At 69.8% G+C, this 12,306-nt stretch carries 9 protein-coding genes and 1 pseudogene; 5 read left to right on the forward strand and 5 right to left on the reverse strand.

Annotated elements, in window-relative coordinates; all coding sequences use genetic code 11:
* The 4 genes from sufB to ABDW35_RS20895 all read right to left on the reverse strand — a co-directional run.
* The coding region (sufB, locus tag ABDW35_RS20880; RefSeq protein ID WP_343715812.1) for a Fe-S cluster assembly protein SufB at nucleotides 1–1,204 on the reverse strand (1,204 nt) is incomplete at its 3' end.
* A 234-nt stretch (nucleotides 1,205–1,438) separates the two neighbouring features.
* Nucleotides 1,439–1,765 carry a ferredoxin family 2Fe-2S iron-sulfur cluster binding protein gene (locus ABDW35_RS20885; protein WP_034842035.1) on the reverse strand — a complete coding sequence of 109 codons (327 nt, stop codon included), beginning with the start codon at nucleotides 1,763–1,765 and terminating at the stop codon, nucleotides 1,439–1,441.
* An 82-nt stretch (nucleotides 1,766–1,847) separates the two neighbouring features.
* Nucleotides 1,848–2,954, reverse strand: coding sequence for a cysteine desulfurase family protein (locus ABDW35_RS20890; protein ID WP_343715813.1), 1,107 nt, complete (start codon nucleotides 2,952–2,954; stop codon nucleotides 1,848–1,850).
* A gap of 5 nt (nucleotides 2,955–2,959) precedes the next feature.
* Nucleotides 2,960–3,427: an Rrf2 family transcriptional regulator gene (locus ABDW35_RS20895; RefSeq protein WP_343715814.1), complete on the reverse strand. Its 468-nt coding sequence runs from the start codon at nucleotides 3,425–3,427 to the stop codon at nucleotides 2,960–2,962.
* A gap of 346 nt (nucleotides 3,428–3,773) precedes the next feature.
* On the opposite strand from ABDW35_RS20895, the gene ABDW35_RS20900 reads away from it, so the two are divergent.
* From ABDW35_RS20900 to ggt, 4 genes are all read left to right on the forward strand, one after another.
* The gene (locus tag ABDW35_RS20900; RefSeq protein ID WP_343715815.1) at nucleotides 3,774–4,436 is read left to right on the forward strand and encodes an alpha/beta hydrolase; all 663 of its coding nucleotides are present in this window, start codon (nucleotides 3,774–3,776) and stop codon (nucleotides 4,434–4,436) included.
* Between the two features lie 39 nt (nucleotides 4,437–4,475).
* On the forward strand, nucleotides 4,476–5,327 hold the full coding sequence (locus tag ABDW35_RS20905; protein WP_343715816.1) for a class I SAM-dependent methyltransferase: 852 nt from the start codon (nucleotides 4,476–4,478) through the stop codon (nucleotides 5,325–5,327).
* Between the two features lie 108 nt (nucleotides 5,328–5,435).
* Complete coding sequence (gene tyrS, locus ABDW35_RS20910) at nucleotides 5,436–6,680, forward strand: tyrosine--tRNA ligase (RefSeq protein ID WP_343715817.1); 1,245 nt, start codon at nucleotides 5,436–5,438, stop codon at nucleotides 6,678–6,680.
* Nucleotides 6,681–6,795: 115 nt separating this feature from the next.
* A complete protein-coding gene (ggt, locus tag ABDW35_RS20915; protein ID WP_343715818.1) occupies nucleotides 6,796–8,562 on the forward strand; it encodes a gamma-glutamyltransferase in 1,767 nt (588 codons plus the stop codon).
* On the opposite strand, the gene ABDW35_RS20920 is transcribed toward ggt, so the two are convergent.
* Nucleotides 8,563–11,760, reverse strand: a complete 3,198-nt coding sequence (locus ABDW35_RS20920; protein WP_343715819.1) for an AsmA-like C-terminal domain-containing protein — start codon at nucleotides 11,758–11,760, stop codon at nucleotides 8,563–8,565.
* Nucleotides 11,761–11,840: 80 nt separating this feature from the next.
* On the opposite strand from ABDW35_RS20920, the pseudogene ABDW35_RS20925 reads away from it, so the two are divergent.
* A pseudogene (locus tag ABDW35_RS20925) lies at nucleotides 11,841–12,306 on the forward strand (glutamine-synthetase adenylyltransferase); the annotation flags it as partial.

Below are 12,306 nucleotides of genomic sequence, written 5' to 3' on the forward strand. Positions count from 1 at the left end.
TGTCGCCGATCAGCAGGCTGTCGCACTGGGTGTAGTTGCGCGCGCCCTCGGCGCCCGGCAGGATCCGCACCAGGCCGCGATAGGTGTTGTCCGACTTCCCGGCCGAGATGCCCTTGGAGATGATCCGGGAGCTGGTGTTCTTCCCGATATGGATCATCTTGGTGCCGGTGTCGGCCTGCTGGCGGTTGTTGGTGATCGCCACCGAGTAGAACTCGCCGACCGAATTGTCGCCCTGCAGGATGCAGCTCGGGTACTTCCAGGTGATGGCGGAGCCGGTCTCGACCTGGGTCCAGCTGACCTTGGAGTTGCGGCCGCGGCAGGCGGCGCGCTTGGTGACGAAGTTGTAGATGCCGCCCTTGCCCTCCTCGTCGCCCGGATACCAGTTCTGGACGGTGGAGTACTTGATCTCGGCGTCGTCCAGCGCCACCAGCTCGACCACTGCGGCGTGCAGCTGGTTCTCGTCGCGCTGCGGCGCGGTGCAGCCTTCAAGATAGGAGACGTAGCTGCTGTCGTCGGCGATGATCAGGGTGCGCTCGAACTGGCCCGTATTCTCCGCATTGATGCGGAAATAGGTCGACAGCTCCATCGGGCAGCGCACGCCCTTGGGGATGTAGACGAACGACCCGTCGGTGAAGACGGCGGAGTTCAGCGTGGCGAAGTAGTTGTCGGAATAGGGCACCACCGAGCCGAGGTACTGGCGCACCAACTCGGGGTATTTCTGCACCGCCTCGGAGATGGAGCAGAAGATCACGCCTTCCTTCTCCAGCGCCTCCTTGAAGGTGGTGGCGACCGAGACGCTGTCGAACACGGCGTCGACGGCGACGCCGGCCAGCTTCTCCTGCTCGCGCAGCGGGATGCCCAGCTTCTCGTAGACGGCCAGGATGTCGGGGTCGACCTCGTCCAGGCTGCCCAGCTTGGGCTTCTTCTTCGGCGCCGCGTAGTAGTAGGCGTCCTGATAGTCGATCGGCGGGTGGCTGAGCCGCGCCCAGTGCGGCTCCTCCATCGTCTGCCACAGCCGGAAGGCGCGCAGGCGCCACTCCAGGAGCCATTCGGGCTCGTTCTTCTTGGCGGAGATGAAGCGGACGGTCTCCTCGGTCAGCCCCTTCGGCGCGGTCTCCATCTCGATATCCGAGAAGAAGCCATGCTTGTAGCGGCTGTTCGTGATCTCTTCGACCTGCCGGACCGTCTCCTGGACTGCCGCCATGCCTCGCTCCTCAACCCTGTGCCAGAACCGATTAACCGAGTGGGCTAGTCGGGTACTCCGATGCGGAAGGCCCCAAAGGTTGCCCCTTGGGAGGCCAGTGTTGCCGCCCTTCTCACGCCAATAGATAGGCGTTTCGGCGGCGATTGCCAGCGAAAACCCGACCGCGAGAGTCGTTCTCAGCCGCGCTTCGCTGGACCCCGGCATGCGGACCGCTCATGCGGGAACGTCCTTGTATCACATCATGTTGTTGCTGCCGCCCGGCAGCCGGACCGTCAGCCCGTCGAGCTCGTCATTCATGATGATCTGGCAGCCGAGGCGCGAGGTCTTGGTCAGGCCCCAGGCGAGGTCGAGCATGTCCTCCTCGTCCTCCCGCGCCGGCAGCAGCTTTTCGTACCAGTCCGGCTCGACGATCACATGGCAGGTCGAGCAGGCCAAGGAGCCTTCGCAGGCGCCTTCCAGATCGACGTCGTATTTGTGCGCGATCTCCATGATCGACAGCCCGGCCGGGGCGTCGATCTCGCGCCGGTTTCCGTCCGGCTCGATGAAGATGATCCTGGGCATTCCGGCCCTGCTCCTGCTCGAAAACGTGGTGTTCTACGAAAGCCGGCGAGCCGCGGCAACCGGCGAAACCTCATGCCTCCTCTCAGGCGACCGCACGGCTGCGCCTTCGCCGCGACAGATCGGCCCAGGCGGCGGCGCAGCGCTCGATGGCCTCGGCGTCGGTCCCGGGGCCCAGACTGATGCGGATCGCGCCTTCGACCAGGTCTCCCGGCAGGCCCATCGCCTCCAGCACATGGCTGCGGCGCACCTTGCCGGAGCTGCAGGCCGACCCGGCGCTGACCGCGACCCCGGCGAGGTCCAGCGCCGCGACCTGGGTCTCGGCGGTGACGCCCGGCATGGCGACACAGCTGGTGTTGGCGACCCGCGGCACCCCGGCGCCCAGCACGACGGCGCCCTCGGCCGCCAGCCGGATCTCCAGCTCATCGCGCAGCGCCGCGATCCGCGGCATGTCCGCGCGGTCGGCCACGGCAGCGGCGGCGGCGGCGGCGCCGAAGCCGGCGATGCCGGCGACATTCTCGGTGCCGGCGCGGCGCCGGCCTTCCTGCGCTCCGCCGCGCAGCAACGGCGCCAGCGGCAGCCCATCGCGCAGCACCAGGGCACCGATGCCCTGCGGCCCGCCGAGCTTGTGGGCGGAGAGGCTGAGCACGTCGACCTCCGCCCCGACCACGGGCAGGGGAATACGCCCGGCGGCCTGGACCGCGTCGCAATGCACCAGCGCGCCGTGGCGGCGGGCGATCGCGGCGGCCTCGGCCACCGGCTGGATCACGCCGGTCTCGTTGTTCACCGCCATGATCGAGACGATCGTCGGCTCGCCATCGGCCGCCAGCATCCGGTCGAGGGCGTCGAGATCGACCCGGCCGTCACCGCCGACGGGGATGCGCTCGGTCGCCCAGGCCAGGGCGCTGTCATGCTCGATCGCGGAGGCCAGGATCCGGCGCCGGCCGAGGCCGGTCAGCGCCAGGGCATTGGCCTCGGTGGCACCGCCGGTGAAGACGATCTGGGCCGGGGCGACCCCGGCCAGGGCGGCGACCTGTCGACGCCCGGCCTCGACCAGCCGCCGGGCCTCGCGGCCGAAGCGGTGCACCGAGGACGGGTTGCCGACGGCGTCCAGCGCCGCGAGCATGGCCTCGCGTGCCTCCGGCCGCAGCGGCGCGGTGGCGTTGTGATCGAGATACACGGTGGAGGTCACCTGCCTCACTCGGCGGCGACGGTCACGCCCTGCCCGGCGGGGAACAGATGGCTGGAGCCGAGCACCCGGCGGTTGACCACATCCTCGACCGTGACCGAGGACAGGTACATGTGGATCTGGTTGCCCAGTTCCTCCCACAAATCGTGGGTCAGGCAGCGGCTCTTGTCGCTGTGGCAGCCCAGCGGGCTGTGCTTCTCGCAGCGCGTGGCCTGGATCGGCTCGTCCACCGCGAAGATGATGTCGGAGATGCGCACCGTGCCGCAGGGCCGGGCCATCAGATAGCCGCCGCCGGGCCCGCGCACGCTGCGGACCAGCCCGCCGCGACGCAGCTTGGCGAAGAGCTGCTCGAGATACGGCAGCGAGATCTCCTGACGGAGGGCGATGTCGGCGAGCGCCACCGGGCCGTCGGCCCCGTGCCGCGCCAGGTCGACCATCGCCATGACGGCGTAGCGTCCCTTGGTGCTCAAACGCATCTTCTGCGCCCCCATCGGCCCGACCTGCCCGCCGGACCGGAAACCATGCAGCTGCCCGCGCCGCGGACCGGAGACCCATCACCTCCGGCGACCCGCTCTGAAGCGCAATCCGCGTCCCTCAGCCCCATCCGGTCCGGTGTGCCTCGATCAAGACCCTTGAACACGCAGGCCGTCCCGATGCTATACGAACATTACGCGTGGATCGTGTTGAGGCGGGTGGCCGGCACGGTCCGCGACGTGGCAGGGTGAGTGACCGCTTAGATATAGATATCCGAGTGTGATGGTCAAGAAAGCCGCCTTACCGCGCCGGACCGCCCCGCCGCCATCTCGAGGAGCTTAACGGCCGATGCCGGACGTCATCTTCAACGGATCCGAGGGTCGCCTCGAAGGTCGCTACACCCCGAGCAAGCGGACCAACGCGCCGATTGCGCTGCTGCTGCACCCGGACCCGCTGGGCGGCGGCACGATGTTCAACAAGATCGTGCACACGCTGTACCAGGCGTTCAAGAAGCACGAATTCACCGTGCTGCGCTTCAACTTCCGCGGCGTCGGCCGCAGCCAGGGCATCCACGACCGCGGCGAGGGCGAGCTGTCCGACGCCGCCTCGGCGCTGGACTGGCTGCAGGCGCTGAACCCGAACGCCGAGGCCTGCTGGGTCGGCGGCTTCTCCTTCGGCGCCTGGATCGGCATGCAGCTGCTGATGCGCCGGCCGGAGATCGACGGCTTCATCTCTATCGCGCCGCCGGCGAACAAGTACGATTTCACCTTCCTGGCGCCCTGCCCGTCCTCCGGTCTGATCGTCCAGGGCGACAAGGACGACCAGGTGCCGCATGACGCGGTGCAGAAGCTGGTCAACAAGCTGTCGCAGCAGAAGGACATCAAGATCGACTACCGGGTGATCCCGGGGGCGAACCATTTCTTCACGCTGCACAACGACCAGCTGCTGGCCCATATCGACGAGTACCTGACCAAGTCGGTGAAGCTGGCGCCGCCGCAAGCGGCGGATTGATCAACCGACCGGCCTGAAGCCGGACGCAGAGGATCGCGCATGGCGAAGACCGAAGCCGAGACGCCGAACGCCGACCAGATCGCCTACTGGAACGAGGCCGGCGGGTCGGTCTGGGTCGAGATGCAGGACCGCTTCGACCGGATGACCGCCCCGTTCAGCCGGCAGACAGTCGCGGCGCTGGCGCCCAGAACGGGCGAGACGCTGCTCGACATCGGCTGCGGCAGCGGCGGCAGCACGCTGGAGCTGGCGCGGCTGGTCGGCCCCGGCGGCCAGGTGCTCGGCGTCGACATCTCCGCCCCCATGCTCGGCCTCGCCCGGCGCCGCGCCGCCGAGGCCGGGCTGGACAATGTCCGCTTCATCGAGGCCGACGCGCAGACGACAACGCTCGAGCCGCACGCCTTCGACGGGCTGTTCTCGCGCTTCGGCGTGATGTTCTTCGACAATCCGATCGGGGCCTTCACCAACCTGCATAGCGCGCTGAAGCCGGGCGGCCGCCTGGCCTTCGTGTGCTGGCGCGCCATGGCCGAGAATGGCTGGGCCGCGGTGCCGCTGGCCGCGGCGCTGCCGCATCTGCCGCCGCTGCCGCCCCCGGTTCCCAGCGCGCCGGGGACTTTCGCCTTCGCCGATCCGGACCGGATCCGCGACATCCTCGGCCGCGCCGGCTTCTCCGGCATCGCGGTTGCGCCCTTCGACACCAAGGCCGGGGTCGGCGACCTCGACGAGACGGTCGCGCTGATGCTGCGCAGCGGCCCGGTCGGCGGGGTGCTGCGCGAGCATCCGGACCGGCGCGACACCGTCGCCGAGGCCGTGCGCCGCGCGCTGGCGCCACACCAGACCGCGGACGGCGTGGTGCTCGACGCCGCCACGTGGATCGTCACCGCTACGGCCTGATCCATCCTGCCGGGGAAGTTCGGTTTGAGGCACGGGCGGCCCTCGTGCTACAGCCCTTCCCCGTCAGCCCGCTGACAGACAGCCATCTCCGACAAGCAGTCGACGATCATGACCGGATTCCGCTCCGACTTCCTGCGCACCCTCGAGGCGCGCGGCTTCATCCATCAGGCGACGGATGCCGAGGGCCTGGACGCCCTGGCGGCGAAGGGCGGGCTCACGGCCTATATCGGCTACGACGCCACGGCGGACAGCCTGCATGTCGGGCATCTGGTGCAGATCATGATGCTGCGCTGGCTGCAGAAGACCGGCGGCCGGCCGATCGCGCTGATGGGCGGCGGCACCACCAAGATCGGCGACCCGTCCTTTCGCGACGACGCCCGCCCGCTGCTCGACAACGCCACGATCGACGCCAACATCGCCTCGATCCGGCGGGTGTTCTCGCGCTTCCTCGATTTCGAGGCCGGCGCGATCATGGCCAACAACGCCGACTGGCTCGACGAGCTGGCCTACATCCCGTTCCTGCGCGAGGTCGGGCGGCACTTCACCATCAACCGCATGCTGACCTTCGATTCGGTCAAGCTGCGGCTGGACCGCGAGCAGCCGCTGACCTTCCTCGAATTCAACTACATGATCCTGCAGGGCTACGACTTCCTGGAGCTGGCGCGCCGCCACGACTGCGTGCTGCAGATGGGCGGGTCGGACCAGTGGGGCAACATCGTCAACGGCATCGACCTGGCGCGCCGCATCGCCCAGCGTGAGCTGTACGGCCTGACCTCGCCGCTGCTGACCACCTCCTCCGGCGCCAAGATGGGCAAGACCGCGGCCGGCGCCGTCTGGCTGAACGAGGAGCGGCTGCCGGTCTACGACTATTGGCAGTACTGGCGGAACACCGAGGACGCCGATGTCGGCCGCTTCCTGAAGCTGTTCACCGAGCTGCCGCTGGAGGAGATCGACCGGCTGGCGGCGCTGGGCGGGGCCGAGATCAACGACGCCAAGAAGATCCTGGCGACCGAGGCCACGGCCCTGGTGCATGGCCGGGAGAAGGCCGAGGCGGCGGCCGAGACCGCGCGCCAGGCCTTCGAGCAGGGCGTGTCGGCCGAGGGCCTGCCCTCGATCGACGTGCCGCAGGCCGAGCTGGCAGCCGGGATCCAGGCCTTCCGCCTGTTCGCCCGCGCCGGCCTCGCCGCCTCGAACGGTGAGGCCCGGCGGCTGATCCAGGGCGGCGGCGGCCGCGTCAACGACGCCGCCATCGCCGACCCGGAGCAGCCGATCGGCGACCGCGACATCGGCGCCAACGGCGTGATCAAGCTGTCCGCCGGCCGCAAGAAGCACGCGCTGGTGCGCCCGGCCTGACGGCCGCCATCGCTTTCGTCCGGGCCGCCTTGCGGCGGTCCGGGCAACGGCGCAGCATTCCTCCTGAGTCTCGCGTCCCAAGCCGGCGCGGCCATAGGACAACAGGAGGGGCATGATGATCCGGCATGCAATGGCATCGTTGGCGCTGTTGGCCTGCGCCCTGGGCCCGGTGACGGTCCGGGCCGCCTCTCCGCCCGCCGTCGAGGCGCCGGATGGCATGGTGGTGTCGTCGCAGCACCTTGCCTCCGACGCCGGGGCGGAGATCCTGCGGGCCGGCGGCAACGCGGTCGACGCCGCGGTCGCCACCGGCTTCGCCCAGGCGGTGACCAACCCCTGCTGCGCCAATATCGGCGGCGGCGGCTTCATGGTCATCCACCTGGCCAAGGAAAACCGCGACACCTTCATCAACTTCCGCGAGACCGCGCCGGCGGCCGCGACCAAGACGATGTATCTCGACGCCGCCGGCAACCCGGTCAAGGGCGCCAGCCTGTACGGCTACCTTGCCGTCGGCGTGCCGGGCAGCGTGCTGGGGCTGGACACCGCCCTGGCGAAATACGGCAGCATGACGCGCGAGCAGGTGATGGCCCCGGCCATCAGGCTAGCCCGCGAGGGCTTCGTCCTGACCCGCGGCGACACCGACATCCTCGACGCCGGCGCCAAGCTGCTGAAGCAGGACCCGGTGGCGGCGAAGATCTTCTTCCGCCCCGACGGGTCGGCCCTGCAGCCGGGCGACCGGCTGGTGCAGACGGATCTCGCCGACACGCTGGAGGCGATCGCCAAGGGCGGGCCGGACGCCTTCTACAAGGGCGCGGTCGCGCAGAAGGTCGCGGCGGCGATGCAGGCCAATGGCGGCGTCATGACCGCCGAAGACTTCGCCGCCTACACCGTCACCGAGACCGCGCCGGTCACCTGCAGCTATCGCGGCTATGTCGTCGTGTCCTCGCCGCCGCCCTCCTCCGGCGGCACCACGATGTGCGAGATCCTGAACATCCTGGAAGGATACGACCTGAAGGCGCTGGGCTGGCACTCCGCCGCCGGCGTGCATCTGATGGTCGAGGCGATGCGCCACGCCTATATGGACCGCAACACCTATCTCGGCGACCCGGCCTTCGTGCAGAACCCGCTGGACCGGCTGCTGAGCAAGGACTACGCGGCGGAGATCCGGACGAAGATCCTGCCGGACAAGGCGACCCCGTCGAAGGAGGTGCAGCCCGGCGTGCCGCCGCATGAGAAGACCGAGACCACCCACTATTCCGTGGTGGATAAGGCCGGCAACGCGGTCTCGGTGACCTACACCATCAACGGGCTGTTCGGCGCCGGGGTGATCGCGCCCGGCACCGGCTTCCTTCTGAACGACGAGATGGACGATTTCACGGTCAAGCCCGGCGTGCCGAACCTGTTCGGCCTGGTGCAGGGCGAGGCCAATTCGATCGCCCCGGGCAAGCGGCCGCTGTCGTCGATGGCGCCGACGCTGGTGACCAAGGACGGCCAGATCGTGATGGTGCTGGGCAGCCCCGGCGGGTCGCGGATCATCACCATCACGCTGCAGGCGGCGCTGAACATGATCGATTTTGGCATGGCGCCGCAGGAGGCGGTGGACGCGCCGCGCATCCACCACCAATGGCTGCCGGACGAGGTCTATGCCGAGCCCTACGCCCTGTCGCCCGATACGGTGAAGCTGCTGGAGCAGATGGGCCACAAGGTGACGGTGCAGTCGCCCTGGGGCGCCACCGAGTTGATCGCCCTGCAGCCCTCGGCCGCCGCCGCGTCCGGCCCCGCCTCTTCCGGCAATGACCGGGCCTTCGGCGGCAAGATGCTGCCGGGCTTCGTCTACGGTGCCAACGACAACCGCCGGCCGGCCGGCCTGGCAGTGGGCGAGTAGCTATCGGTCGCTGCCGTGCTCGCGCGGCGGTGGGGCCGGCGGCCTCGGCCGTGGCGGTCCGACGTTCGCGGACGGCGTCTCCTCGAAGAACAGGCGGCGCAGGAAGCCGGGGGCCAGCACCGACAGCGGGTTCACCGAGACCGAGGGGTCGGCGAAGGTGCCGCGGATCGTGTAGGTGAAGGCGAACAGGCCACCGCCGGCGCCGCCGGTCAGGATATCGCCGATCAACGGGATCGAGCTGATCACGCTGTTGATGTGGTAGATCGGCACGATGGTGCCGGCCAGATCGATGGTCTCGCCCCTGAGATCGATCACGCCGTCGAAGGCCAGGCCGAGATCGCCGCCGGCCCCCCGCCCCTGCTTCAGCGTGACCCGCCGCTGCGCCGCGGCATAGGTGAAATCGGCGTCGAGCCGGTTGAAGGTCAGCCCGCTGGTGCCGAACAGGTCCTGCAGGCCGGAGGGCGAGGTGGCCGCCAGGAGGCGGGCCATGCCCGGCGCGTCGCGCAGCACGAAGCCGCGGGCGTCGAGCTGGCCGTCGATCGCGCCGGTGACGCCGTTGCGGGTGCCGGTGGCCAGCAGGCTGCCCCCGGTGATGTTGTCGGCGATATCGAAGATGCGCAACGTCTCGCCGGCATCCTCGCTGCGCACGGTCAGGATCTGGCGGTCCGGCTGTCCCTGCTGCGGCGTCAGCCGCAGGTCCATCGGCCGCCCGCCCGGCAATTGCGCCGCCAGGGTCACGTCCTGAAGGTTGGTGGTGCGGCCGATCGCCCGGCCGTGCACCGCCTTCAGCGAGCGCTTGTCGCCGAAGGACAGCTCCGCGACATCGAAGGTGGCGTCGATCTGCGGCCCGGGCGCGGGATCCGCCGGGCCGGCATCCGCGGTGGGCTTGTCCCGGGCGGCGCGCCGCTGCTCGAGGATGCCGGAGACATCGAGATGCGAGCCGGTGAGCGCCAGCCGGTAGCTGTCCGGCCCCAGCACCTCGACCTGGCCCTTGACGTCGTTCGGCCCCTGCCGGAACGAGGCGATGCTGAGCTGCGACAGCGTTCCGTCGCGGGCAAAGTCGGCGCTGCCGGAGGCGGTGATGTCGCCGCCCGAGACGCTGAATTGCGAAACCTTGCTGACCCGCTCGCCGGCTAAGGCCAGGCTGACCGTCGCATTCGCCTTACCGCCCGTCGGCTTGACCCAGCCGATCGGGTCGATCGCGATCCGGGCCTCGGTCAGGTCCAGCTTGGCGTCCAGCGTCGCCATGCTGCCCGAGCGCTTGGCGAAATCGACATCAGCGCCGATGGTGCCGTCGACCGGCCCGATCGATGGGATCTTCAGCGCCTCCCGCGCCGCCGGGGTCAGGCTGGCCTGGGCCGACACCCTGGTCTGCACCGCGGAATCGTCGAACGCCTCGTGCCAGGAGAAGACGACCGGCACGGTGTTCACCTGGCCCTTGCCCGCCAGCGTCATCCCCGCCTTGTCGAGCGTCAGCCTAGCATCGGTCCCGGCCAGGTCGTAGCCCGGCTTCACCCCGCCGATGCCGACATCGCTGAGCGTCCCCTCCACGCCCATGCGCACCGCCTCGAACGGCAGATCGGCGAGCAATGAGAAGCCGAAGCGCATCCGCGCGGCTGCCCGGCCCGACATCCGGTCGGGCACCAGCCCGACCTTGCTGGCGTAGCCGAGCCGCGGCGTGTCGAGCACCGACATGATCGTCTTCACCGGCCCTTCAACCCGGGCGTCGATGTCGATCACCTGATCGTGCTGGTCGAGGCCGGTGATGGTGATGTCGGAGGGCTGCAGCGCGATCTCCTGCAGCGTCCCGCCGGCCGTGGCGATGCGCATGGTCGACTGGTTGAAACTGGCCGCGGCGTTGAGGCCGGTGATCGGCGGCAACCCCTTGAAATAGGTGACCGTCAGGTCGCGCGCCTGCATCGTGCCGTCGGCCGCGACCAGCGTCACCGCCTGGGGGTCGGACAGCGGCGCCCGGGCCTGCAGGCTGAATTCGGTGCGGTCGATCACACCCTCCTGCAGGCTGGTGGCGATCCAGTCATGCAGCCCGCTGGGCACACCGGGGGGCCACAGGCTGTCCAGCAGGGCGACCGGCACGCTCGTGACGGTGCCGGCCGTAATCACGTCGATCGTGTCGCCGGCCGCGTCGACCTGGCCGGAGAGCGAGATCTTCGGGCCGCCGAGGTCGACGGTGAAATCGTCCAGCGTCAGGCGCCGCTTGGCCAGGTCGACCGACCCCGACAGGCTGGTCCGGGCGGCGCTGAACGGCGCCGTCCACAGCGGCGGCAGCAGCAGCCTGGTGTCGACGCTGGTCAGCGAGAAGCGGCCCCCCGTCGCCTGGAAGCGGGCATCGAAGTCGGCCTCGAGCCGGCCGGACACCGGACTTTGGATCGCCTCCAGCGGCGCCAGCACCGGCGAGATCCGGGTCAGCGCCGCCGGGATGACATTGGCGAAGGTGACCGAGGCCTGGCCGCTGCGGCTCGCCCGGATGTAGTGGATCTCGGCGCCGAACTGCGCCGTGCGCCCGTCGGAAAGGACGGAGAGCGACGCCTGGCCTTCGACCCCCGCCGTGGTGCGGCTGAGGTCAGCCGAGGCCTTGGGCGCGACCCAGCTGCGCCCCAGCATGCGGTCGTCGATGCGGACGCTGCCGTCGACCAGCGTCAGCCGGGTCAGGGAGGCGATCGGGCTGTCCTCGCTGCCGATCCGGGCGTCGAGCGCGGTCAGCAGATCCTTGACCACGTCGCGGGTCGGTGCCCCCTCGGCTGGGGTCGACGGCCCGCCTTCCGCGGCCTCGCTCTCCCCCAGGCCGAAGCTGAAATCGCCCGCTTCGGTCCGGGTCACCCGCAGATGCGGCCGGATCAGGTCGATGCGCAGCGGCGCCACCACTCCGCGCAGCAGCTTCGGCATGCTGACATCGGCCGAGCTTTCGGGCACGACCGCGATCAGCGTGCCGTCCTTCTGCCGCACCCGCACGTTGCGGGCGGCCAGCACCACCGGCCGGTCGAACCCTTCCCAGCGCAGGGCGAGCGCGCCGATCTCGACCGAGCCATTACCGTCGGAGATCGCCTGCTCGACATAGGGCGTCAGGAAATCGATCTCCAGCGGCCCGGACGACAGCCGCCACGCCAGCACGACCGCAGCCAGGGCGAAGCCGGCGACCGCCAGCCCGACGATCTCGGCCAGGATCTTCAGCGCCCTCATCCCGAACGTTTCACCCTCGCTTGACCCGTCCCTGCGGGACCCCGATGCTGCGCCCGCACCTTAGGGAGTTGGACAGCGAGATGCCACGTTACGACGCCAAGCCGGCTGATGCAGCCTGGCCCCGCGCGGGCGATCCCGACCGTGCCCGGCGCGGAGTCGAACGGTGGCTTGAACGCGCGACCGAGCAATCCGATCCCAAGCTTGGTGATTTCATCGCAACCCTGCCCGGCGACCCGCAGGGCCGGGCGCTGCTGGAGGCGGTGTTCGGCGGCAGCCCCTACCTGACCGAATTGGCGCTGAAGACCCCGGCGACGGTCCGCCGCTTCCTGGCCGACGGACCGGACGCCGCCGTCGCGGCGGAGCTGGCGGCCCTGCGCGCCGACAGCGCGGCCGAGGCCGACACCACCCGGCTGATGCAGGCCTTCCGCCTGGCCAAACGGCGCATCGCGCTGCTGATCGCCCTGGCCGATATCGGCAGGGTGTGGCCGCTACAGCAGGTGGCCGGCGCTCTCTCCGACCTTTCGGAGCTCACGCTCGATCTCGCCG

Source organism: Inquilinus sp. (assembly GCF_039594555.1).
GTDB lineage: Bacteria > Pseudomonadota > Alphaproteobacteria > DSM-16000 > Inquilinaceae > Inquilinus.